We start from the raw sequence: 26424 nt of genomic DNA, 5'->3' as shown, positions 1-26424 counted from the left end.
TTTATATATTAATCACATCATACTTGCTCAGATAATGCTGCTAGCTGATCAGCTTGATATTCAGTAATAATTGGTTGAATTAGCTCATCAATTTTACCATTCATAACCTCATCTAAACGATATACAGTTAAATTGATACGATGATCAGTCACTCTCCCTTGTGGGTAGTTATAAGTGCGGATTTTATCTGAACGGTCGCCAGAACCTAATAAATTACGGCGTGTATCTGCTTGAGCTTGTTCCTGGCGCTCTTTTTCAGCTTGTACAATACGTGATGCTAATACCGATAAAGCTTTAGCTTTATTTTTATGTTGTGAACGTTCATCTTGGCATTCAACGACAATCCCCGTTGGAATATGAGTAATTCGTACAGCTGAGTCTGTTGTATTAACATGCTGCCCACCAGCCCCCGATGAACGATAAGTATCAATACGTAAATCAGATGGATTAATTTCAGGTAATTCTGACTCAGGTAACTCTGGCATTACAGCTACTGTACAAGCAGAAGTATGAATTCGTCCTTGGGATTCTGTTTTTGGTACACGTTGTACGCGATGACCTCCAGATTCAAATTTAAGCTGACCATAAACCCCTTCCCCACTGACTTTTACAATAATTTCTTTGTAACCACCTTGCTCACTTTCGTTAGCACTTAATATCTCAACACGCCAACGCTTACTTTCTGCATAACGGCTATACATACGAAATAAGTCACCTGCAAAAATACCTGCCTCATCACCACCAGTACCCGCACGTATTTCTAAGTAACAGTTATATTCATCATTCGGATCTTTAGGCAATAAAAGAATTTGTAACTGTTGCTCAACTTGATCCAATTCAGTTTTACATTCTTCAATTTCTTCTTGCGCCATTTCTTTCATACTTGGATCATCAAGCAATAATTGTGCATCTTCCATATTGCTATGTAATTGATTCCAACGCGCAAAACATTTCACTACATCTTCTAGCTGTGCATATTCTTTTGAATAAGCGCGAAATTTATCTTGATCACTAATAACAGTAGCATCACCTAACAGCGCCTCAAGTTCTTCATGACGCTCTTTTAAACTTTCTAATTTACTGATAATTGTTGGTTTCATTGATTAACCTTATAAATTAACAAAATGAAATAAAAAATCGGATAATTCTAACATGTATTTAAAAGAAACTATAAAGAATCTTCTTATTAATCATAGATAATCACAAAACAAAAAGGCTTTCAGTGATTAACTGAAAGCCCTGTTCTAAAATAGTAGAAATTATCGGATAACAGAGACATTCACTCGTGAGCCACCGACAATACGCACTCGTGCACCTGCCATTAAACTTGCATCATACTTTTGCACAACAACAATTTCTTGTCCATTATCTTTTCTAATAACAAGTTCTAGTGCATCCACTTGAGTTGCTTTTTCTTCAACTTTACTACCAATAACTGCACCAGCAATTGCACCAACAGTTGTTGCAATCATTTGTCCTGTACCACCACCGATAGTTGATCCAGCAATACCACCAAGTGCACCACCACCGATAGTACCGATAATACCTTGATTATCAGCTTGAATTTTTACTGGACGACTAGAAACGATAGTACCATAACTAATTGAGCGAGTTTCTTTTGCTTGGTTACCTTCATATACATTACCACTATAAATATCAGTATTTGCACAGCCAACCAAACCTAAACTCATTAAAACGGCTACTCCGACTACGGTTATTTTCTTCATAAAGCTCCTACCTTATTAAACTAACAACAAAATTATAAAGGTGATCTTGGATTATAAGTAGAAATATTCTTTAAACCTTCATTATTATCAAGAACACGAACACAAGCACCAACCACAAGAGTTGAATCATATTTGTGAGAAAGTTGTAATGTTTCTACCGGACCTTCTTTATTCTCACAATCATTTTTACGTACAGTTAATAGTAAATTTTCACCATTGTATTCACTAAAAAGAATTTCAGCACGATAGCCATTACCGTAATAGTGGTCATTATGATTTTTTGTACAAGCGACCAATCCTAAACTTAATACTGCTGCTAATGCTAAAACCGTTGTTTTTTTCATCTTTACTAAACCTCAATAACTTTTTTTATATTATAAGGATGAACCTTAATACAAGCATGGTTTTGAGCCTTATCCATCAAACTGACTGCAACTGATGGATTAGGTAGTTGCTCTCCTTCTACTTTAGGTTCGCTTACTTTGACTTTTAAATTATCCAATTTGTTCCATAAAAATAAACGAGAAATACGTTCTACCCAAGATTCTGTCGTTTCATTTTGCAAAAAGGGAATCACAATTTCAATATGTTCCCAACCTTCAATAGGATAAATTTTATTTTTAGGAAATGGTAATTCGATAATATCAATAAACTGCCCAGCAAAATGCAAAGGGTACTTTAATTTAATTAAATAAATAATACGTCCATTGACGGCATTATTGCTCAAAACTGTACCATACTTTAATAATTGTGTCAGCCAATATTTCGCCTTGTCCTCTGTATTCACACGTAGTGCAATATGGTCAATTTCATATTCATTTAAATCTAAATTAATTATCTGAGCTAAAGTTTGAATTTTTTTTTCAAAAGAAGAAAAGCTCTCTAGTAAATCAGCGACTTCGATGCAAAAGGGATGTGACTGGTTAAATATTGTCATTTTTTCTCTTGGTCTCTTTTCTGAATGTATAAAGAGCGGTATCATAGCCGATTATTTTATTAATTCATAATCTAGGTACAAAAATACAGTGAATATTCAATCTATTTTATCTAACAAAATTAAACAAGCAATGATGCTAGCTGGTGCAGATACACAATGTGATGCGCTTGTTCGTCAATCAAATAAAGTACAATTCGGTGACTATCAAGCTAACGGTATTATGGCCTCAGCGAAAAAACAAGGAGAAAACCCTCGTGATTTTGCACAAAAAGTTATTGAAAAACTTGATTTAACGAATATTGCTGAAAAAGTAGAGATTGCTGGTCCCGGCTTCATTAATATTTTCTTAGATAAAAATTGGTTAGCTAATAATATAGAACATGCATTAAATGATGAAAAATTAGGTATTAAATCTGAAGAAATTCAAACTGTTGTTGCTGATTACTCCTCCCCTAATGTTGCAAAAGAAATGCATGTTGGACATTTACGCTCAACAATTATTGGTGACGCTGTCGTACGTACACTTGAGTTCTTGGGTAATAACGTTATCCGAGCTAATCATGTTGGTGATTGGGGAACACAATTTGGTATGTTAATTGCTTACCTTGAAAAAATGGAAAATGAAAATGCAACAGCGATGGAGTTAAGTGATTTAGAAGCATTCTATCGTGCAGCAAAAGAACATTATGATAACGATCTAATCTTTGCTGAAAAAGCACGTCGCTATGTCGTTAAATTACAAAGTGGTGATGAGTATTGTAACAAAATGTGGAAGAAGCTTGTCGATATCACGATGAAGCAGAATCAACATAACTATGATCGTTTAAATGTCACACTAACTGAAAAAGATGTTATGGGCGAAAGTTTATATAATCCAATGTTACCAAATATTGTGGCCGATCTAAAAAAGCAAGGTCTAGCTGTTGAAGATGAGGGGGCTTTAGTTGTATATCTTGATGAGTTCAAGAATAAAGATGGTGAGCCTATGGGAGTTATCGTTCAGAAGAAAGATGGTGGCTTTTTGTATACGACAACGGATATTGCAGCTGCGAAATACCGTTATGAAACACTAAAAGCAGATCGTGCTTTAGTATTCTCTGATACTCGTCAGAGTCAACATATGCAACAAGCTTGGTTAATTACACGCAAAGCAGGTTACGTGCCAGATAATTTCCAGCTTGAACATAAAAACTTCGGTATGATGCTCGGTAAAGATGGTAAACCATTTAAAACACGTACAGGTGGTACTGTAAAATTAGCTGATTTATTAGATGAAGCTGTAGAGCGTGCAAGTCAATTAATTAATGAAAAAAACAATACACTCTCTGAAGAGGAAAAAGCAGCAGTGATTGAAGCTGTCGCAATTGGCTCAGTAAAATATGCAGATTTATCTAAAAATAGAACAACTGATTATGTATTTGATTGGGACAATATGCTGAGTTTTGAAGGGAATACTGCACCATACATGCAATACGCCTATACTCGTATTCGTTCTATTTTCAATCGTAGTAATTTAACTGAACAAGATCTTAAAGAGGTCAAAGTAATCCTTAATGATGAGAAAGAACGTATATTGGCAGTTAAACTATTACAATTTGAAGAAGCTATTCAAACTGTTGCTAAAGAGGGCACACCGCATATTCTATGTCTTTATCTATATGAATTAGCGGGTCTTTTCTCATCGTTTTATGAACACTGCCCTATTTTAAATAATGAAAACGAACAAATAAAATTAAGTCGTTTGAAATTAGCATTATTGACAGCAAAAACGTTGAAGCAAGGACTCGATTTATTAGGTATTAAAACTGTTGAGAAAATGTAATAAATAAGTAGTTGTATTCAAAAAGCTGATATCTTTATCAGCTTTTTGCTTATTCAGAGAATAAAAAAAGTGCCTTATTTTAAGGCACTACTCGGAAAGCAAAATATGTCGGCTATTTGTATAGCACTTGTTTTTAGTTGTGTTCAGAATACGAAAATAAACCTTATTTAGCAAATGGTTATTTTTAATAATGTGAACTAACTCACGATTTTTATTTAAATTTTGATTTTTATCACTGCTATACAAAAAGAAAGAGCATCAAATTATTGATGCTCTTAAAAGCGATAAATTAATTAAAACCGCTTATTGATTAACAAATTTTTCACCTAACTCAATATCTGCACGTAATGTTTCTAACATTGCATCAAGAGCTTGCTGTTCAAACGTGCTTAATGGACCAATTGGAAGAATTTCTTCAACACCTTCTTTACCTAAACGTACTGGTTGAGCAAAGAAACGAGCATATTTTCCACAACCTTCAACATAGGTACATTCAACAACATTCTCACCTTGCAAACCTTTCACTAAAGAAAGTGCAAAACGCGCAGCCGCTTGTGCCATTGATAAAGTTGCTGAACCACCGCCTGCTTTTGCTTCAACAACCTCAGTACCTGCATTTTGAATACGTTTTGTGAGTGGTGCAATTTCCTCTTCTTTCCATTCTACATATGGAACCTGAGATAATAATGGCAGAATTGTCACACCAGAATGTCCACCAATCACAGGGACAGTTGTACGAATTGGCTCTAAGTTTTTCAATTCAGAAACAAACGTTTCAGAACGAATAATATCTAATGTGGTTACGCCAAACAATTTGCGTTTATCGTAAACTCCTGCTTTCTTTAACACTTCTGCTGCAATAGCAACAGTAGTATTCACTGGGTTAGTAATAATACCAACACACGCTTTTGGGCAAACTGATGCAACTTTTTCAATCAAGTTGCGTACAATTCCCGCATTGATGTTAAATAAATCTGAACGATCCATACCTGGCTTACGTGCAACACCTGCAGAAATTAACACAATGTCTGCATTTTGTAATGCTGGTGTTGGATCTTCTCCCCCAAATCCTTGCACTTTAACAGCTGTTGGAATGTGACTCACATCCGCAGCAACACCTGGTGTCACTGGCGCAATATCATACAATGATAGCTCTGAACCTGCTGGTAATTGTAGTTTTAATAACAATGCTAACGCTTGACCAATACCGCCTGCGGCACCTAGAACTGCAACTTTCATTTGCTACTCCTTATGGGTTAATAAATTAAACTTGTAAGATTTTAGAATGAACCCAATACAAATTCAAATAGATAAATTCAATAGTGCGATCTAATTCAAACTTTCAATAAAAACTAACCGCACTTTATTAAAAAAAATTATTTTATGAAATGTATTTGCATGTTTATGCAAACTTATGCAAGATCTATACATCACATGTAAGTTAGGGGCAAAATCATGAGTATTGAAAAACAAGATAACTTATTAAATGCTTTTAAAGAGTTGTTAGCACAAGAACGTTTCGGTTCACAAAGTGAAATTGTACAAGCATTACAAGATTTAGGTTTTACACATATTAATCAATCTAAAGTATCTAGAATGTTGACTAAATTTGGTGCAGTTCGTACACGAAATACAAGAATGGAGATGGTATACTGTTTACCAAATGAACTCAGTGTACCTAATACGAAAAGTCCACTTAAAAATCTCGTATTAGATATCGATCACAACCACTCTGTCATCGTCATCAAAACAACTCCTGGTGCAGCACAACTTATCGCTCGTTTATTAGATTCAATTGGTAAAGCAGATGGTATTCTGGGTACTATTGCTGGTGATGACACGATTTTCGTCACACCAACATTAGATTCGAATATTCAAGATCTGATTAAAAGTATTAGAGAATTATTTGAGGCCTCTATTTGAGCATAATGAGGAAAAAATATGCAGATTTTAATTACTGGTGCAACAGGATTAATTGGCTCGACATTAATTACTCATTTATTAGAGTTAGGTTATCAAATCACTGCTTTGGTCCGTTCACCAGATAAAGCTCGTATTCAATTGCCACCTAAAGTGCAACTTATTTCATCATTAACCCAATATAACGATTTAAATCAATTTGATGCAGTCATTAATCTTGCTGGGGAGCCTATTTTTACACACCGTTGGACAACTGAACAAAAACAACGATTAATAGAAAGTCGAGTACAATTAACGAAACAGTTAACTAGTTTAATTAATCATAGCACTACACCACCCCACACTTTTATTTCAGGCTCTGCGACAGGCTATTATGGTGATAAAAAAGAATATATCATTACGGAACAATCAGAGCCCTCTGCACAGTTCACTGGACAACTTTGCCAAAAATGGGAGGCTGAGGCATTAAAAGCGAAAACACGTGTATGCCTGTTACGTACTGGTATCGTGCTTGCAAAAACAGGCGGTGCTTTGGCTAAAATGTTACCTATTTATCGTTTGGGATTAGGCGGTCGATTAGGAAATGGTGAACAATATTGGAGCTGGATCACATTAAAAGACATGATTGCAGCTATTGTTTTTTTACTGAATAATGTAGCATGTAGTGGTGCTTTTAATTTAGTCACACCTCATCCAGTACGTAATAAGGATTTTAATAGTATGTTAGGTCAGCTACTGAAACGTCCTTATTTCCTAGCAGTACCAACATTTATACTCAATTTATTTCTCGGTGAACGGGTACAATTATTACTTGATAGCCAAAAAATTATTCCAGAGAAACTACAAGCAGGGGGATTTCATTTCCAGTATCCTGAGCTGAAAGCTGCTCTGCAAGATATATTAAAACAAAAAAGCTGAGATGATTTAACATTCTCAGCTTTGGAAGTTAATATTATATTCTTTAAAAGATTGATGCAGCGAGTACAACTATCATGCCTAAGGAAAAAGTAACTGTCATCATTGCATAACCAAAATCACCCATTTTTACCTCTCATAAATTAAGTTTGTGTATTATTTACCGCATCATTCTAACAATAAACTGACTATAAATAGAAGCCTAATTGATAATAAAAATTAAAATTGTGATGTTTTACAAATATTTTCTCTCTAGTGCTTAACCAATTCAGTTTCAGTCCTTATAATAAATAAGATTTGTATGGAGAAAAAGAATTATGGCAACAATTAAAGATGTCGCAAAAATGGCTGGTGTGTCAACAACAACAGTCTCACATGTTATTAATAAAACTCGTTTTGTTGCAGCCGAAACTGAAAAACTCGTTTTACAAGCTATTCAAGCGTTAAATTATTCACCTAGTGCTGTTGCTCGAAGTTTAAAAGTAAATACAACAAAATCTATTGGTATGATTGTTACGAGTAGTGAAGCACCTTATTTTGCTGAAATTATTCATGCAGTAGAAGAACATTGTTATCGACAAAGCTATTCCCTTTTTTTATGTAATACACAAAATAATGTAGAAAAAATTAAAAATCATCTTGAAATGCTAATTAAAAAACGTGTCGATGGTATTCTAGTAATGTGTGCTGAATATACACAAGATTCATTAGACCTACTAGCAAATTTTACATCTTTACCGATGGTAGTAATGGACTGGGGACCTAATAATGAACATACTGACATTATTCAAGATCATAGTTTTGAAGGGGGCTATATCGCAACAAAACATTTAATTGAACAAGGTCATACTAAAATTGGTATTATTGCAGGTGAATTGACTAAAACAACAGCTAAAACGCGTTATGAAGGCTTTATTAAAGCAATGACAGAAGCGAATTTAACTATTAATCCCAATTGGGTAATGGAAGGTTTTTTTGAACCTGAAGATGGTTATGAATGTATGAATAAGATCTTAGTACAACCTGAGTTACCAACAGCTGTCTTTTGTTGCAATGATGTAATGGCTCTTGGCGCAATTTCAGCTATCGGTGAAAAAGGATTACATGTACCTGAGGATATTTCAATTATTGGTTATGATAATATCCATGCCTCACGTTTTTATTCACCACCTTTAACGACAATTCATCAGTCAAAATCACGCTTAGGCGCAAAAGCAGTAACATTATTGTTCGAACGAATTAATGAAAAATCTGAGCAACGAGAAGTCATTGAAATGCACCCTGAATTAGTGATACGTAAATCCGTTAAATCCCTTCGTTAAAACACATTAATCCTCATTTACTAAAAATGAGGATTTTAAATTTTTCTTCTATTCATTAGATTTACTCTAATAAAAGCCAATAAAATTAGATAAATATCACATTATTTAACCTATTGTAATTTTTTTATTTGATAAACTAATTATGATTGATCTTTCTAGTTATTTTTGTTTATATCTACTTCAATTCAAGTATTTTTACTTATTCAAGTTTAACATTGTTCAAAGAGGTCATTCATGATTCAGCAGTATTCAACTATGCGTAATAATATCAATATGCTTGGGCGTTTTCTTGGGGAAACAATCAGTGATGCACAAGGCAGTGATATCCTTGAGCTAATTGAAAATATTCGTATTCTATCTCGTAATTCTCGTAATGGCGATGATAAAGCACGTCAAAAATTACTCACAACTTTAGCGACTATCTCAAATGATAATATTATTCCTGTTGCGCGTGCATTTAGCCAATTCCTTAACCTCACTAACATTGCTGAACAATATCAAACTGTCTCACGCCAACATGACGATCAAGTTGCTTCAGATCGTTCTATTTCTGCGTTATTTAAACGTTTGAAAGCTCAAAATATTGCTAAAGAAAAAGTCATTGCAACAGTTGAAAAACTCTTAATTGAACTCGTATTAACAGCCCATCCAACAGAAGTGACCCGACGTTCATTGGTACATAAGCATGTAGAAATTAATAAATGTTTAAGTAAACTAGAACACAGTGATTTAACGGCAGAAGAACGTAAAGTTATTGAACGCCGTCTCTTACAACTCATTGCTCAAGCATGGCATACCAATGAAATTCGTACTCATCGCCCAACGCCATTTGAAGAAGCTAAATGGGGATTTGCAGTTATTGAAAATAGTTTATGGCAAGCTGTACCAGAATTTTTGCGTCGACTCAACACAAGTGCGGTCGAGTTTTTTGGTTTTAACCTCCCTGTAGAGCTAAATCCTATTCGTTTTTCTTCATGGATGGGAGGGGATCGTGATGGTAATCCATTTGTTACTGCAACTGTAACACGCCAAGTATTACAGCTAGCACGTTGGAAAGCGGCAAGTTTATTTCTAACAGATATTCAAGCATTAGCAGACGAGTTATCTATAGTAAAGTGCACTGAGGAATTCAGAGCCAAATATGGTGATCATTTGGAGCCTTATCGTACTGTAGTAAAAGCATTACGCTCTAAACTAACCATGACGCTTGCCTATTATGATGATTTATTAGCTAATCGTCCGCCTAGAACTTCTGATAATGACATTATCACTGAGGATGCACAGTTATGGGAGCCGCTCTATGATTGTTACCAATCCTTACAAGCTTGTGGTATGCGCATTATTGCTAACGGTTTATTACTTGATTGTTTACGCCGTATTCGTTGTTTTGGCGTGACATTGTCACGATTAGACATTCGTCAAGAAAGCACTCGTCATACAGACGCTATTGCTGAAATAACACGCTATATTGGTTTAGGTGATTATTCCCAATGGGAAGAAAATGATAAACAAGCCTTTCTCATTCGTGAATTAAATTCTCGTCGTCCACTACTACCACGTGATTGGCAACCTTCAGAGCAAACACAGGAAATCTTAGACACCTGCAAAGTCATTGCAGAGCAACCAGAGGGGGTGATTTCTTGCTATATCATTTCAATGGCCAAAACAGCTTCTGATGTGTTAGCGGTCCATTTGTTATTGAAAGAATCTGGAGTCAACTATCATTTACCTGTTGTACCATTATTTGAAACATTAGAGGATTTAAATGCCTCAGAACAAGTAATGAAAGCACTATTCAATATTGGCTGGTATCGCGGCGTTATCAATAACAAACAAATGGTCATGATTGGCTATTCTGATTCAGCAAAAGATGCAGGCATGTTGGCTGCTTCTTGGGCACAGTATCGTTCACAAGAAGCCTTAGTGAATCTTTGTGAAAATCTCAATATTGAGTTAACCCTATTTCACGGTCGTGGCGGAACAATTGGTCGTGGTGGTGCCCCTGCTCACGCGGCATTATTATCTCAACCCCCACGCTCACTGAAAAATGGCTTACGTGTGACTGAACAAGGTGAGATGATCCGTTTTAAATTAGGGTTACCTGCCGTTGCAATCGGGAGCCTTGATTTATATGCCAGTGCAATTTTAGAAGCAAACCTACTTCCTCCACCAGAGCCGAAAAGGCAATGGCGAGCATTAATGGATTCATTATCTACTGTATCCTGTGAAGTTTATCGTAATATTGTTCGCGGTGAAAAAGATTTCGTTCCTTATTTCCGTTCAGCAACACCTGAACAAGAGTTATCTAAATTACCATTAGGCTCTCGCCCAGCAAAACGCCATCCTAATGGTGGTGTAGAAAGCCTACGTGCTATCCCATGGATTTTTGCTTGGATGCAAAATCGCTTAATGCTACCTGCTTGGTTAGGCGCAGGTGCGGCATTACGCCAAGCTATCGAGAATGGCAATGCAGAAGTCATTGAAGAAATGTGTAAAACATGGCCTTTTTTCTCAACACGTATTGGTATGTTAGAAATGGTATTCAGTAAAACGGATACTTGGCTGTCTGAGCATTATGACCAACATCTTGTTAAGCCTGAACTTTGGTATCTAGGAGAAACATTGCGCCAACAACTTAAGCAAGATATTCAAACCATACTTGCTTTATCACATGAAGATCAACTGATGTCCGATTTGCCTTGGATTGCAGAATCTATCGCACTACGCAATGTCTATACCGATCCTCTCAATCTGCTGCAAGTAGAATTACTACGCCGTTTACGTGCAACACCAGAAAGCTCAAATCCTGATGTGGAACAAGCATTAATGATTACTATTACTGGTGTTGCTGCAGGCATGCGTAATACAGGGTAATATATGAGTTAATATACATTATTCGTAGATTGAGTGTTAAGTAGAGAAGGACAAGAGTTTAATTAGATGCAACAAGCGCCTTATCAGTTACCTGTAAATAAACTGACTACATTATCAAAAAATGCTGTTTTACCCTCTACACTTAATTTAGTCGATCTCGATTTTAAACACTTTGGCGCTAACCAAGAAGCAAAACGGATTATTGAACGTTGGCTAAAAGAAGTACGTTTATCGCAATAAATGAATTACTCTTAGAGTCTGTTCATATTGTGTTTAGCTGTGAATTACACAAAAAAGTGCGGTCAAAATTTTTCAGATTTTAACCGCACTTTGTTCTAAATAAGGAAAGACTAAGCCTTATTTAATCGGTTTAATTTTCCAAATTTTCTCTGCGTACTCTAAAATAGTACGGTCAGAAGAGAAGTAGCTCATATTGACAATATTTTGCAATGTACTGTCAATCCATGCATTTTGATCTTGATATTTCGCATCGACTCGTTGTTGCATATCAACATAACTACGGAAATCTGCAAATGCTTGATAATAATCATGATACTGCAATGATTGTAGTAATTGATGATAACGATTTGAGTCTGTTGGTGAGAAGCGACCCGCAATGATTTGATCCACAACATTACGTAACTCTTCATCATTCTGATAATACTCGAATGGACGATAACCTTGTCGACGTAATGCCTCAACCTCTTCTACCGTATTACCAAAAATAAAGATATGTTCTTCACCAACATTATCTAAAATTTCAACATTAGCACCATCTAAAGTACCAATCGTTAATGCACCATTAAGTGCAAATTTCATATTACTCGTACCAGACGCCTCTGTCCCAGCTAATGAAATTTGCTCTGAAATATCTGCTGCTGGAATAATCAATTCGGCTAGACTCACACTATAGTTAGGAATAAATACTAGCTTTAAGCGTCCTTTTAAGCGTTCATCATTGTTGATTACATTTGCCACATCATTAATCAAATTGATTGTTTGTTTTGCCGCATAATAAGCAGAAGCTGCTTTACCCGCAAGAATAAACACTCGTGGCACCCAATCTTTTTCTGGGTTTTCAATCATCGCATTATAGCGAGCGATGATATGTAGCACATTTAAAATTTGACGTTTATATTCATGGATACGTTTCACTTGTACATCAAATAAAGCATTTGGACTAACCTCAATACCTAATTCATTTTTAATGTAATTTGCTAATCTAACTTTATTATTGTACTTAATTTTCGCCACTGATTTTTTCAATTCAGGATCTTGTACTTTTTCTTTTAACAACGTTAATTGGCTCAGATCACGGCGCCATTCTTTACCTATATATTTATCAAATAATGCTGAGAGTTCTGGGTTAGCAACACCGATCCAGCGACGAGGTGTAATACCATTTGTTACATTAGTAAAACGCTCTGGATAAATACGTGCAAAATCAGCAAAAGTCGACGTTACCATTAAGTCAGAATGAATCGCAGCTACACCGTTAACTTTATTTGAACCGACAACAGATAACCAGCCCATACGAACTTTACGGTGATCCCCTTCTTCAATCAATGAAACACGACGGATGAAATCAGCATCAGTTGTCACATAAGTACGTACGTATTCAAGGAAATAATCATTGATTTCGAAAATCATTTGTAAATGGCGTGGTAAAATGTGTGCCATCATTTCTACTGGCCACGTTTCCAGCGCTTCAGACATTAACGTGTGGCAGGTATAAGAGAATACGCGACGAGTAATATCCCATGCTTTTTTCCACTCAAAACCTTCCTCATCGATTAAAATCACCATTAATTCAGGGATCGCTAATGCAGGATGAGTATCATTTAAATGGATAGCGACTTTATCTGCAAAATTTTCCATCGTATTATGGATACGTTTATGGCGGTAAATAATATCTTGTAATGAAGCGGAAACTAAGAAATATTCTTGGCGTAAACGTAACTCACGACCACTCCAAGTTGAGTCATCTGGATATAAAACACGAGTAATATTTTTACTTAATGTACGATCTTGTACCGCAGCAAAATAATCACCCTTATTAAAATCGGCTAAATCAAAACGATCACCAGCATAAGCGCCCCATAAACGTAATGTAGCAGCAGAATCATTAGCATAACCAGGAATGATCTGATCATAAGCTAATGCCACAACTTCTTCTTTACTCGTCCAAATGCATTTTTTACCTTCAAAATGAATGCCTCCGCCAAAACGAATAGTATGGCGTTTTGAAGGACGAATAAATTCCCATGGCGCACCTTTATCTAACCAAGCATCAGGTTTTTCAACTTGATGACCATCTTCAATTTCTTGCTTGAACATGCCATACTCATAGCGAATACCATAGCCCACACCAGGTAATGCTAATGTAGCAATTGAGTCCATAAAACAAGCTGCTAAACGACCTAATCCACCATTACCTAATCCTGGATCGACTTCTTTTTCTAAAACGTCTTCAAGGTTCACATTAAGTTCAGATAAAGCTTGTTTAGCAATATCGTAGACACCTTCTGCAAGCATTGCATTAGACAATGTACGACCAATTAAGAATTCCATTGATAAGTAGTAAACTCGACGTGTTTCTTCACTTCTCGCTTGACGAGCAGTTGTTATCCAACCCTCAGTTACAAAATCACGTACAGCATATAATGTTGCATTAAGCCAATCACGCTGACTAGCTTCTTTTGGTGAGCGGCCAATTAAAAAAATAAGTTTCGATACAATGGTTTTTTTCAAAGACTCTACTGTAATCTCTGGACGATTATATAAAAACGGAGAGTCGAAGTTATCCATGATCATAGTTATATTACACTCCTAAATGATTTAAAAAACGTTGCAATTTAGTCATTTTTGCACAAAAATGCAACAGTTTTTTTGTTAAAAATCTTAATAAATAAAATTAATACTTAATAGCTCGATAAAATACGTTGGTATAAGTGTTGGTAACCTTTCGCCGAAATTTGCCAACTAAAATCTTGTTCCATCGCAATAGTTCTGACACTAAACCATAAACGCTGCTTCTGCCATAATGCAAATGCATTTACGAGAGCATGACGAAGAGATTCGCCATTTGCATGCTCAAAAACAAAACCTGTTGCAACACGTGTTTTAATATTTTCAGCATTTGAATCAACAACAGTATCAGCAAGCCCTCCTGTGGAGCGTACTAGTGGTAAAGTACCATATTTCAAGCCATATAATTGTGTTAAGCCACAAGGTTCAAAACGGCTTGGCACCAAAATTACATCGCCACCTGCCACCATTAAGTGTGAGAGAGCCTCATCATAACCAATCTTCACAGCAATATTCTGTGGATATTGCTCAGCTAAATATTTAATACCTGCTTCTAAATGAGGTGATCCAGAACCAAGTAATGCAAGTTGCCCACCTTGTTTTACAATTTCATCTGCGCTTTCAATCAATAAGTCCACACCTTTTTGTTCGGTTAAGCGTGTAACCATAACAAATAATAAAGCTTCGGGATCTTGCGGCAAATTAAAATACGCTTGTAACGCCTCTTTATTTTTGCGTTTGCCCGTCATAGCTTTTAATTTATAGTGATGTTCAATATAACTATCATTGTTAGGATGCCAAATTTGCTCATCAACGCCATTGAGAATACCCACTAAACGTCCTTGCTGTGCCAATGTATTCAATAAACCTTGTAAACCATAAGCAAACTCAGGGGTTGTAATTTCTCGCGCATAAGTCGGACTGACTGCTGTCACGACATCAGAATAATATAATCCTGCTTTTAAATAAGAAATTTGCCCGTATAGTTCTAAACCATCAACATGGAACATACTCGCAGGTAACCCTATTTCAAATAGATGATGATAAGAAAATTGCCCCTGATAAGCTAAATTATGAATAGTAAAAACGGATTTTGCAGGACGTCCTTTATTAAATAAATAAGCACTACTTAAGCCCGCATGCCAATCATGAGCGTGTACCACTTCGGCACGCCACCAACTGTCTAGCCCCGTAGCTAATTCAGCCGCAACCCAACCTAGTAATGCAAAACGTTTATAATTATCAGCATAATCGTTATACCATTGATCATGATACGGATTACCTTCTCGTTGATATAAATGTGGCGCATCAATTAAGTAGACCCCCACCCCTTTATATTCGCCATAACGTAAAACGATATGTCCCGCAAAGTTATCAAATTCACTGACAACTACAGTATCTGGAATCCCTGCTATAATAGCTGGATAAGCTGGTAGTACAATGCGAGCATCAATACCAATCTCTTTTTGTGCAAAAGGCAATGCACCCATCACATCAGCTAACCCACCTGTTTTCAATAAAGGATATAATTCCGAGCAAGCATGTAGTACTTTCATTTTGTTACCTTTAAAGTGTCAAATATGTACAAACTATTGGTCGTTTGTATTTCAATATAAAAGGGCGAACACATAGGTCCGCCCTACGTTTATTTAATTCATAATTTGAATCGGTAAAACGTCTCCAAAACTGACCGCACTTTAATCTAAGTGGGATTCTGAAATAACTTTTTCACCGTTCAACTTTTTTAGCATCGATGGCGTAACTAATACAACACCACCAGAACTTACTCTAAAGCGTTGGCGATCAAGTTCAAGATTAACACCGATTTCCATCCCATCTGGGATCACAGAATGGCGATCAATAATACAACGTTTCAATTTACAGTTTTTACCAATTGTGACTTGTGGTAAAACAACACAGTGATCAATTTCTGAATCTTCATCAATTTTAATACGATCAAAAAGAACCGAATAACTAATAGAGGCATCCGTAATAACACACCCACCTGAAATTAGTGAATTATCTACTGGGCGTGCATTTTCTTTTTTATAGAAGAATTTTGATGGATAAGTTTGCACAGGATTTCCACGGATTGGCCAAGTCTGGTCATAAATATCTAATTGTGGATTTTCGCAAACTAAATCAATATTCGACTGCCAGAAGCTATCTAATGTCCCAACATCACGCCAATAAATTTCACCTTCGGTATTACGTCCCATGCAAGAACGGCTGAATGGATGTGCATACAGTACCCCTTCCTCTAACGCTTTTGGTAAAACATCTTTACCAAAATCATGTGAGGTATAAGGTGAAGTCACTTCGCGCTCTAATACATCATATAAATAATCAGCATCAAACACATAAATCCCCATTGAAGCAAGGGAAGTATTTGGTTTACCAACCATAGCTGGTGGATCTTTTGGTTTTTCAACGAAAGACTTCACTTTAAGATTTTCATTCACTGCCATCACACCAAATTCAGAGGCTTTTTCACGTTCAACTTCAATACAACCAACAGTACATTTTGCACCACTATTAATATGATCTAATAGCATTTGGCTATAATCTTGTTTATAAATATGGTCACCCGCTAAAATTAGAATGTATTTCGGACAATAGTGATCACGAATAATCGCCATGTTTTGATATACTGCATCCGCTGTACCGCGATACCAAGTAGAATCATCAATTTGCTGACGTGCTGGTAACATATCAATAAATTCACCACGTTCTGCTGGTAAAAATGACCAACCATTTTGTAAGTGGCGTAATAAAGAATGTGCTGCATATTGTGTCACGACGCCAATACGATTTAGCCCCGAGTTCAAACAGTTTGATAAAGCAAAATCGATAATACGGCGATTTCCTCCAAAATATAATGCAGGCTTAGCACGTTTATCTGTCAACTCATAAAGGCGCGAACCACGACCGCCCGCAAGAATTAATACGAGCGTATCTTTTACTAGCTCATATTTATTAGGTAATTTAGCAATACTACTATTCATAATGACCTCCATTATTATATGGGTAATGTTGCACAACCTAATATCAACTACCCTTATTTATTGTTTCAACGTCTATTAACTACTTCTTTTTTGCAACACACAAAAAGCGATATCCCCCACCTCGACCAAATTATCCTGCATGGTCGTGTTTGCTGCATGATATACAACTTCCCAATCACCTTTTGGCAATAAAAAAGTTTGTAATTCTGTTTTACTATTAATCAAAAATAACCAACGATTATCGAGCATCACTTGTAATGCTTTTACATCTCGATTATGCCAATCTTCAATACTCTTCGACTGACCATCTACATTAAGCCATTGCACATTGTCGCTAGTCCACCACAAATCATTTTTTAAACTTGGAATTTGTTGACGAATTGCAATCGTTTGCTTAGTTAAATCAAATAATGTCTGGTTAAAATCATGCCATTTAAGCCATGTGATTTCATTGTCTTGACAATAAGCATTATTATTACCAAATTGTGAATTACCAAATTCGTCTCCCGCTAATAACATCGGTGTACCATTGGATAATAATAGGCTCATCAATAAACTTATGGCACTTAACATACGAGCATTTTCTATAGCATTTGGTACATTTTCTATACCTTCAACACCATGATTGTAGCTATAATTTTCATTCCGACCATCTCGGTTTTCTTCACCATTAGCCCAATTGTGTTTTTGGTTATAACTCACTAAATCACGTAACGTAAAACCATCGTGTGCAGTAATATAATTCACTGAACAATGAGGCTTACGTTCGCCACGTTTAAAAATATCACTTGAACCCGCTAACCGTTCAGCAAAGGCACCATTTTCACCACTTTTCCATAACCAAAAACGTGTCATATCATCACGAAAACGATCATTCCACTCAGCAAAATAATCAGGAAAATGACCAACTTGATACCCAAACTCGCCAATATCCCAAGGCTCGGAAATCAATTTACACTTCTGTAAACTAGGTATAGCAATAATATCGGCAAATAATTGTGCCTGTGGATTAAACCCACCCAGATTTTCACGCCCTAGTACTGCACCTAGATCAAAACGAAAACCATCGACATGACATTCTTCAACCCAATAACGTAGACAATCTACTACCCAACGACGAGTCATAGGATGAGATAAATTCATCGTATTACCGCAACCAGTCCAATTGCAATAAGCCCCCTTCTCATCTTGCCAGTGGTAAACTTTATCATCGATACCACGCTGGCTAAATGTTGGAAAATGCTTTTCAGATTCAACACTATGGTTAAACACAACATCTAAAATGACTTCAATACCTGCTTGGTGTAATGTCTTTACCATCATTTTAAATTCAGTGAGCGGACTTGAATTAGCTTGTTTTGACCAATATTTTGGTTCCACAGCAAACATCGCTAATGGGCTGTATCCCCAATAATTATGCAGCCCCTTTTCTTGCAAATGCACTTCATCAAGCTGATAGTTTACGGGCAATAATTCTATTGCTGTTACTCCTAATTCTTGCAAATAAGCAATTATATTTGGATGTGCTAATGCCGCATAGCTACCGCGAATCTGTTCTGGTAAATCCCCTCTTAACTGTGTAAACCCTTTTACATTCAGCTCATAAATCACGCTTTTAGCCCAAGGGGTTTGTAATAATTGATCGTTTTCCCAATCAAAGTTGTCTTCGATTACTATAGCTTTAGGTGCAATAGCAGCATTATCACGTGAATCAGATAAATCAAACCAAGCACGTTTTTCTGCACTACTTAAATCCGGCTTACCTACCACAGCTTTAGCATAAGGATCCAACATTAATTTATTTGGGTTAGCTAAAGTGCGGTCAGTTTTTCCCGAAATTCGATACCCATACTCTGTTCCTACAGGTACACCACTTAACCAAATATGCCACACATTGTCTGTTTGTGTCGTCAGTGGAAATGTATACTCTGTACCCTGTTGATCAAACAAACAGAGAGTAACTTCACTTGCCTCGCTAGAAAATAGCGAAAAATTATAACCAACAATGTCCTCTTCTATTTGACATGTACAACCTAATGGGTAAGGCTTTCCTGTTTTAATTATTTTTATATTCATTACAACGAGTGACTACTTTGTTATTGTTTTTTTAGATACTTTGCCTTCATATTTTAAATAAATCGTTGCCAATGGTGGCACTGATATACAAATAGAGTGCATTTTTTCATGACTTGGTATTTCTTCACTAGTTACGGTACCAAAGTTACCCACATTCGACCCTTGATAAAATGCGGAGTCAGTATTCAATATTTCAATATATTCTCCCGCAATATTAACACCAACTCGATAATCATAACGTGGCACTGGAGTGAAATTACTCACAACAACAATACGTTCACCATTTTTGCTACGACGCTCAAAAGCAAAAACAGAGTTTTGACGATCATCAACCACCAGCCAATCAAATCCTTCAGGATCATAATCTAATTCAAATAGTGCCGAATTTTGTTGATACACATGATTCAAATCTTTAACTAAAAGCTGTACACCTTGATGCCATTTACCACCAATATTTTCATCTAATAAAAACCAATCCAAACTTTGTTCATAGTTCCATTCACGTCCTTGCGCAAACTCATTTCCCATGAACAATAATTTTTTACCAGGATAACCCCACATATAGCCATAATAAGCACGTAAATTTGCAAATTTTTGCCATGCATCACCAGGCATTTTACCAAGCAATGAAGACTTACCATGAACAACTTCATCGTGAGAAAGAGGTAATACAAAGTTTTCACTATATTGATACACCATCCCAAATGTCATTTGATCATGATGATATTGACGATAAACGGGATCTTTTTGCATGTAAGATAGAGTGTCATTCATCCAGCCCATATTCCATTTAAAATGGAATCCTAATCCCCCTTCTTTACTCGGCTTAGTCACACCAGCAAAAGAAGTCGACTCCTCAGCGATTGCAATTGCACCATTTACTTCCGAATCAATTTTCCAGTTAGTGTGTTTTAAAAACTCGATCGCTTCTAAATTTTCACGTCCACCATATTGATTTGGGATCCATTCACCGTCAGCACGACTATAATCACGATAAATCATCGATGCGACTGCATCTACACGAATACCATCTAACCCAAAACGTTCTAACCAATAAAGAGCATTACTTGATAAAAAATTACGGACTTCATTACGACCATAATTGTAAATTAATGTATTCCAATCTTGATGATAGCCTTCTTTTGGATCAGCATGTTCATATAAAGCAGTTCCATCAAATGCAGCCAAACCATGCGTATCGCTTGGGAAATGTCCAGGAACCCAGTCTAAAATGACATTAATGCCTGCATCATGCGCCTTATCTATAAGGCGTTTAAGTCCTTCTGCTGTACCAAATCGACTGGTTGGTGAATATAAGCCTAAGGGTTGATACCCCCATGAACCATCAAATGGAAATTCAGATAACGGTAAAAACTCAATATGGGTAAACCCCATTTCTTTCACATAAGGAATTAACTCCTCTGCAATCTGATCATAATCCAACCAAAAATTATTGGCTAAATTGCGACGCCATGAACCTAAATGTACTTCATAAATCGAGATCGGTTGATCTGGCTGATTTGCCTTACGGCGCTTTTCAGTCATCTCAACAATTTCAGGTAAGACACTAATTTGCGATGCTGTATCGGGACGAAGTTGAGAACTAAAAGCATACGGATCTGCTTTTAAACGCAACTGTCCATGACAATCAATTAATTCATATTTATATAATTGGCCTAAAGAGGCTTTTGGTAAAAATAATTCCCATACTCCACTCTTCTGATGAAAACGCATTGGATGACGACGCCCATCCCAATAATTAAAATCACCAACAAGAGAAACTCGTCTCGCATTTGGTGCCCACAAACGGAAATTGACTCCTGATACGCCGTCACACTCCATAAAATGTGCGCCTAATACTTCATAAGGACGTAAATGAGATCCTTCACTTAGTAACCAGTTATCCAAGTCTGTTAACATTGGATGAAATCGATAAGGATCTTCAATAATCTGTGATTCGCCACCCCAAAATACTTGTAATTGATAAGCAAAAAAAGTTCTCGTTTTTGGCACAATCCCTGTAAAAAATCCTCGCTCATCGACACAAGCTAATTCACATACTTCTTTATGAGTTTCATTATCGATTACAATAACACGATGAGCATCAGGTAAAAGTGCTCGAATTTCAATACCATTTTCCGTTTCATGCATTCCTAGTACAGAAAATGGATCTGCGTGAGTACCTTCAAAAAACTGATTAATTACTGAATGTGAAACTAATTGAACCATAACAAATCCTCAATTCGCTAATAGATTTATACTGTACGTGCTTGATTAATGGCGGCTAAAAGCGCTGTAATGTGATTATCACTAAACATAGATTCCAATGTGCAAGCAAGCTTTTTACGCCAATTTGGATACTCTGTATTCGTTCCTGGCAAATTAAACGAGATTTCTTGACTCAATAAATTTTCTAATTGCACACCAATAAGTTGACTACAACTATTAGCTAAATATTGATGTAAGACATAATTTAAATGAGCATGCATTGCCATCGAAAGCGCATCACCTTCATAATGTGCGGGTAGATAGTTATCACGATGTAAAGTATCTAACAACGCCTGTTTATCCACGACTCGTTGTTCATATTTTTGTTGTAAAACTTCTCCCTCTAAAACACCTAATTGATTAAATAATTGTAAGTCCACACAATGCCAAAAACTTGATAACGAAGGCACATCATGTGTACCAATAGTCGAAAAGGCTTTTAGTGGAAAAGCATTTACTGCGGGATACTCTCTATTTCGTTGTTCGAAGTACAAGACAAAATAAGAAAAAATCTGAAATTCGTTTAATTTTGACCGCACTTCATCAGGCACTGTACCTAAGTCTTCGCCTACTACAAGACATTGATTACGCTGGCTCTCAATCGCTAAAATCGCCATGAGATGATCAAATGGATAATGTACATAAACGCCATCAGCCGCCGTTTTACCTTCAGGAATTAACCATAAACGGAATAATCCCATGACATGATCAATACGTAAAATACCAAAGTGCTGCATATTACTGCGTAGCATATCAATAAAAGGTTGGAATCCACGTGCTTTGAGCACTGAAGGATTGTAAGGAGGTAAATTCCAATTTTGCCCAATAGGACCTAAAGGATCAGGAGGCGCTCCAACCGATGCATTAACAAAATATAGTTCGGGATCGGACCAAACATCCACACTACCACGAGAACTATTCACAGCTAAATCACCATAAATCCCAAGTTTCATACCAACAGTTTGGCATAGTGTTTTTATTTCATTCAATTGCTCTGTAGCAAGCCATTGCAGCCAAGCATAAAACTCAACTTTTTCTTGGTGTTGTTTTAATAATGCCTTGCGTTTATTCTCCGTCAATTTTTGCCATTCTTGACACCAACCTAACCACCCAATCGTTTGTTCTGTTGGTTCTTGTAAGTGTGATTGACCATCAAGTACATTAAACAACCCTTGTAGTAACAAAGGCTCACCTTGTTGTTTCAAAAAGTGTTGGAACACTTGTCGCCGTTTTACAATATGTACGGACTTACTCCGCTTCGAAAAAGCAAATAATTGCTCAAGAACAGTCAGCTTTAAATGCGTTATTGCTGAATAATCTACTAACTCCGCATAGCGTAATTGCTCAATCTCGCTTTGCATCTCCTCAGAAGCGAACCAATTTTGTATAGTTTTACATAATTTAAATTCAGGTAATGTATGCACCGCTAAATAAATAGGATTTAACCAACGTCTAGACGAAGAACTGTATGGACTCGCCCACTCTGGTACTGTAGGATACATTAAATGCAATGGATTAATACCAATGAAATCAACACCATATTGGCTAGCTTGTTTAATGAGGTAAGTTAAATCTGCAAAATCGCCAATCCCCCAATTTTGTTGTGAACGTAAACTATAAAGCTGTACATTCAATCCCCAAGCTTTCTTTTGCTCTAATACAGGGTGCTGATAGGCAGTTTTGGGTGAAACAAGTAAACGAACACAATAATTTTTTCCTGCACTAGAGACAACTAATTGATAATAACCATAATCTAAAGCTGGCAATTCAATGAATGAAGAAGAAATGGTCGAAGATTGTTCAAACAATGTTTGTCCAGACTCATTCGATACTTGATAAGTAAAAGATTGATTTGATAAGTTTAACGGTGTTACGTCATATTGAATAGGCTTATGCTCAAAAAATACAGCGACATCATCATAATAAGAAACTGATTTATTGTGTTTAGTTGGCTGAGTTAATAATTCAGTAAAATATGTCAACGTTTCTGGACTAGCATAAATTAAATTGCCATCAATATCATAATGAGAACTGGCAATACCTTGCTTCTCAGCCTCCTGCCTTAAATACGTCATATCCATTATTAACTACCTAAACTAGACTAACATTTAGTAGTTATTCTATCCAAGATGAATACAAAGGCAACGATTTTTATTTAAATTAGTGATCTTCGTCAATAATAATTTATTTTCAGTATTTTCAATATCTCAAGACATTTTTATGTTCCAAAAAAAATCTAAAAATGGTTGTGATTTTTCTTTTAAAATCAATGTGCTTTATTTTTGTTTAGGAACACTTTTTTGGGTGGTAAGAATTAGAAGTGACAGGGTTATTAATTAGAGGAATTTACAATAAAAGGGCTGTATAGCCCTTTTACATTACTCGCTAACCTAATGTTCCTGACATAAATTTTCTCCATAAAAAAAGCTCACCGAAGTGAGCTTCAATTTAAAATTCATTTAGTTAGTATTCATTTTTAAAAAATGCTTTATGAAAAATCTCTTTACGTTTTCCTTTAGGCGCAAATAGACAGATACCTAGTGCCACTATCGCCCAAAGAAAAATAAAGCTACCGCCTATAAATAAAATGAGAAGTTGATCTGTAAATAAAGAGTACACAATCATGCCAATAGAAATCAAGGAAATGAAAAAAACAATTCCCCATGCTGATGTATTGATAATTTTCATTAAACTATTTAATACTGAATTCAACATATTTCACCTCCTTATTCCTCTTCAAACATAACAAAAACAGTCTATTTTTTCAACCGCACTATAAAAAGTGCGGTCGGTTTTTCAGTGGTTTTATGCTCTTACTCCAGTTAAATTTCTCTTATCAATAATCTTTTCAGCTAAATCTAACCAATGGATACATTGTGCTTGGCAATCATAGGCTAAGCCTGTGAGCTTAGGTCTTCCGTATTCTGCACCTAATAATTTCAACAAGGAATCCAATAAAATACTCACTTCATATCCTAATTGTCGCCCACGTTGTCCGTGTTTATATAAAGAATAAAACACATTGTAAGGCACGACGATTTCATCTTCTTTAATTTTTGGCGATGTATCTGTAATGAGCTCACCCTCTAAAACGATCTTATGAACATACTCTACCGCCATTGGGACTTGTTCTGCTGTCAGTTCATCAATATGTTGCACATTGAAACGTTGATGAATAAGTGAGTAGGCATCTGAATAGATCAAACCTTTCTTACTGACTAATTGGCTAACGGCTTGTCTTAGTCCTGTTCTTTCGTCTGTGGTTGTTTTTCTTTCTGCTTTGCCGTGATACCAATAGTTATAAAGCGCCTCGAAACATTCTTCTTGGTATTGGATCACTTTTTCTTTTAAATCTGACCGCACTTTTTCAGGATTAATGCTAAATAACCAGCCATTGAGTTTTTTAAGTGGCATACAGAGCATTTCACGCAATTTACCGTCTTCGGCAACTATGCTCATATGAGCACAGTTGAACTTACCTTTTGAATTTTCAAGTTTTCTATGCTGAGAACTCCAAGACAAGCCTAATGCTTCAACGATTGGTTTAACCGCTGTATAGATTACATCATCGACTTTTAAAGTAATTAATTGAGATCCATGAAAAGAGATGGTTTGAGTTGAGATTTGAGTTGTCATTTTGTTGTTCCTTTTGATGGAAATCCCGAAAATTCGGGTGGTCGAGAGCTCAAAACTCGCAACAAATCGAGCGGACGTATTCCCCGAAGGTATTTTATTAGTCACACTCTCGACCATTGATATATTTTTGGCATAAAAAAATCACGCTGACGGGGTGAGTTACCGTTTGTTGTAGGCTTTTGAGACCTTGTTTTAAAATATAAAACAAAAATCCCACTGTGTAAAGTGGGATTAAGATTTATTCTTCATTTGTATTCTTGTCCGTGTGAGGTGTTACTATTTTTCCAACTGCAAATACACCTGCTAACGCAACAAGGACGCTAATCATAACAGTAACTGACAACCCATACTGCCCTTTTTCCATCAGGGAAAAGCAAAAGAAAACAACCAATGCAACACTTATCATAGCAAAAACTAAACCTAACCCCTTAATAAATAAAGACCATTTAGGAATAGCATAACGATTTTTTTGCTCGTTTTCAGCTAATCTCATAATTCTGTCAGCCCCATTAGGGATGACTTCATTATATTTCTGCATTTCTTTAGCCATAGGAAGAGGTCCTGAATGACTAATCTGCTGCTGAACAAGTAATGATATCACGCCACTTGCTTCTGGAGTATCTAAAACTTGTTCAAGTAGCTCTGGTGTTTTAACAACTTTTTGAACTATGTCATTGTTGTTATCCAGTGCAACTAAGTCAGCTTCATCCTGTTGTTTTTCCTGCATCTTCTGACTTTCTCATTGCTTTATACAAATAACCACCTACAGCGCTCCAGTCCTCTTTTAGTTTTATTTGATCATCGCTTGCAGGACGTACATTTATAGGAGTGAAAATAGAGCCAATATTCAAAATTGATCCCATGCCTATCATAAAACTTGCAACATATGTTAGTTTGTGTGATGTTTTCATAGTGCGCTCCTCCTCAATTTTTTGACTAAAAAAGCTCGCACAAGTTCTATTGGCAAGCTACATCTTTAGTTAAATTGCTACAAAGAACAAAATGATTACTGTCACTAATCTTTGTTAATATGTACTATTAACTCTTAAAATAATTGTTTAAGTGTTACTACTTAACTATGATTTACATAGCGTTAAAATAGTACTTAATTTTG

At 36.1% G+C, this 26424-nt stretch carries 21 protein-coding genes; 6 read left to right on the top strand and 15 right to left on the bottom strand.

Translation table 11 applies throughout. The features are described 5' to 3' along the window. Positions 1-17: 17 nt before the first annotated feature. The 4 genes from prfA to K7G93_RS03160 all read right to left on the bottom strand — a co-directional run bounded on the left by prfA (position 18) and on the right by K7G93_RS03160 (position 2664). Positions 18-1100 (bottom strand): peptide chain release factor 1, encoded by a 1083-nt coding sequence (gene prfA / locus K7G93_RS03175; RefSeq protein WP_115322720.1) that lies wholly within the window; start codon positions 1098-1100, stop codon positions 18-20. Positions 1101-1259: 159 nt separating this feature from the next. Continuing rightward, the gene (locus K7G93_RS03170) at positions 1260-1727 is read right to left on the bottom strand and encodes an outer membrane lipoprotein (protein WP_049214479.1); all 468 of its coding nucleotides are present in this window, start codon (positions 1725-1727) and stop codon (positions 1260-1262) included. 32 nt (positions 1728-1759) lie between these two features. After that, positions 1760-2071: a hypothetical protein gene (locus tag K7G93_RS03165; protein WP_115322721.1), complete on the bottom strand. Its 312-nt coding sequence runs from the start codon at positions 2069-2071 to the stop codon at positions 1760-1762. A gap of 5 nt (positions 2072-2076) precedes the next feature. Then, positions 2077-2664 (bottom strand): VOC family protein, encoded by a 588-nt coding sequence (locus K7G93_RS03160; protein ID WP_224046203.1) that lies wholly within the window; start codon positions 2662-2664, stop codon positions 2077-2079. A gap of 88 nt (positions 2665-2752) precedes the next feature. On the opposite strand from K7G93_RS03160, the gene argS reads away from it, so the two are divergent. Beyond that, positions 2753-4486: an arginine--tRNA ligase gene (argS, locus tag K7G93_RS03155; protein ID WP_049214482.1), complete on the top strand. Its 1734-nt coding sequence runs from the start codon at positions 2753-2755 to the stop codon at positions 4484-4486. A 303-nt stretch (positions 4487-4789) separates the two neighbouring features. On the opposite strand, the gene mdh is transcribed toward argS, so the two are convergent. Further along, the gene (mdh, locus tag K7G93_RS03150; RefSeq protein WP_049214483.1) at positions 4790-5725 is read right to left on the bottom strand and encodes a malate dehydrogenase; all 936 of its coding nucleotides are present in this window, start codon (positions 5723-5725) and stop codon (positions 4790-4792) included. Between the two features lie 216 nt (positions 5726-5941). Between mdh and argR the strand changes: the two genes are divergently transcribed. The 5 genes from argR (at position 5942) to K7G93_RS03125 (ending at position 11757) form a co-directional block, all read left to right on the top strand. Then, positions 5942-6409 carry a transcriptional regulator ArgR gene (argR, locus tag K7G93_RS03145; protein ID WP_115322724.1) on the top strand — a complete coding sequence of 156 codons (468 nt, stop codon included), beginning with the start codon at positions 5942-5944 and terminating at the stop codon, positions 6407-6409. A gap of 18 nt (positions 6410-6427) precedes the next feature. Continuing rightward, the gene (locus K7G93_RS03140; protein ID WP_226690805.1) at positions 6428-7324 is read left to right on the top strand and encodes a TIGR01777 family oxidoreductase; all 897 of its coding nucleotides are present in this window, start codon (positions 6428-6430) and stop codon (positions 7322-7324) included. A 314-nt stretch (positions 7325-7638) separates the two neighbouring features. Beyond that, the gene (gene purR, locus K7G93_RS03135; RefSeq protein ID WP_115322726.1) at positions 7639-8643 is read left to right on the top strand and encodes an HTH-type transcriptional repressor PurR; all 1005 of its coding nucleotides are present in this window, start codon (positions 7639-7641) and stop codon (positions 8641-8643) included. Positions 8644-8877: 234 nt separating this feature from the next. After that, the gene (ppc, locus tag K7G93_RS03130; RefSeq protein WP_226690806.1) at positions 8878-11517 is read left to right on the top strand and encodes a phosphoenolpyruvate carboxylase; all 2640 of its coding nucleotides are present in this window, start codon (positions 8878-8880) and stop codon (positions 11515-11517) included. A 66-nt stretch (positions 11518-11583) separates the two neighbouring features. Beyond that, positions 11584-11757: a hypothetical protein gene (locus tag K7G93_RS03125; RefSeq protein WP_226690807.1), complete on the top strand. Its 174-nt coding sequence runs from the start codon at positions 11584-11586 to the stop codon at positions 11755-11757. A 117-nt stretch (positions 11758-11874) separates the two neighbouring features. Here K7G93_RS03125 and glgP read toward each other — a convergent pair whose 3' ends face one another. From glgP to K7G93_RS03075, 10 genes are all read right to left on the bottom strand, one after another. Next, on the bottom strand, positions 11875-14331 hold the full coding sequence (gene glgP, locus K7G93_RS03120) for a glycogen/starch/alpha-glucan family phosphorylase (protein ID WP_191134803.1): 2457 nt from the start codon (positions 14329-14331) through the stop codon (positions 11875-11877). 107 nt (positions 14332-14438) lie between these two features. Continuing rightward, on the bottom strand, positions 14439-15881 hold the full coding sequence (gene glgA, locus K7G93_RS03115; protein WP_226690808.1) for a glycogen synthase GlgA: 1443 nt from the start codon (positions 15879-15881) through the stop codon (positions 14439-14441). Positions 15882-16022: 141 nt separating this feature from the next. Further along, positions 16023-17330, bottom strand: coding sequence for a glucose-1-phosphate adenylyltransferase (glgC, locus tag K7G93_RS03110; RefSeq protein ID WP_049214490.1), 1308 nt, complete (start codon positions 17328-17330; stop codon positions 16023-16025). A gap of 75 nt (positions 17331-17405) precedes the next feature. Then, a complete protein-coding gene (gene glgX, locus K7G93_RS03105) occupies positions 17406-19406 on the bottom strand; it encodes a glycogen debranching protein GlgX (RefSeq protein WP_226690809.1) in 2001 nt (666 codons plus the stop codon). A gap of 12 nt (positions 19407-19418) precedes the next feature. Continuing rightward, positions 19419-21635 (bottom strand): 1,4-alpha-glucan branching protein GlgB, encoded by a 2217-nt coding sequence (gene glgB / locus K7G93_RS03100; protein ID WP_226690810.1) that lies wholly within the window; start codon positions 21633-21635, stop codon positions 19419-19421. A 26-nt stretch (positions 21636-21661) separates the two neighbouring features. Further along, on the bottom strand, positions 21662-23755 hold the full coding sequence (malQ, locus tag K7G93_RS03095) for a 4-alpha-glucanotransferase (protein ID WP_226690811.1): 2094 nt from the start codon (positions 23753-23755) through the stop codon (positions 21662-21664). Positions 23756-24137: 382 nt separating this feature from the next. Beyond that, a complete protein-coding gene (locus K7G93_RS03090; RefSeq protein ID WP_228400466.1) occupies positions 24138-24389 on the bottom strand; it encodes a hypothetical protein in 252 nt (83 codons plus the stop codon). A 90-nt stretch (positions 24390-24479) separates the two neighbouring features. Next, positions 24480-25310, bottom strand: a complete 831-nt coding sequence (locus K7G93_RS03085) for a phage antirepressor N-terminal domain-containing protein (RefSeq protein ID WP_228400465.1) — start codon at positions 25308-25310, stop codon at positions 24480-24482. 238 nt (positions 25311-25548) lie between these two features. Continuing rightward, on the bottom strand, positions 25549-26037 hold the full coding sequence (locus K7G93_RS03080) for a DUF2335 domain-containing protein (protein WP_228400464.1): 489 nt from the start codon (positions 26035-26037) through the stop codon (positions 25549-25551). Beyond that, positions 26015-26221, bottom strand: coding sequence for a hypothetical protein (locus tag K7G93_RS03075; protein WP_228400463.1), 207 nt, complete (start codon positions 26219-26221; stop codon positions 26015-26017). The genes K7G93_RS03080 and K7G93_RS03075 overlap by 23 nt, the downstream gene beginning before the upstream one ends. Positions 26222-26424 lie beyond the last annotated feature (203 nt).

It is taken from the genome of Pasteurella canis (assembly GCF_020810675.1).
In the GTDB taxonomy this organism is placed as follows: domain Bacteria; phylum Pseudomonadota; class Gammaproteobacteria; order Enterobacterales; family Pasteurellaceae; genus Pasteurella; species Pasteurella canis.
This window is presented reverse-complemented; position numbering and strand designations above follow the sequence as displayed.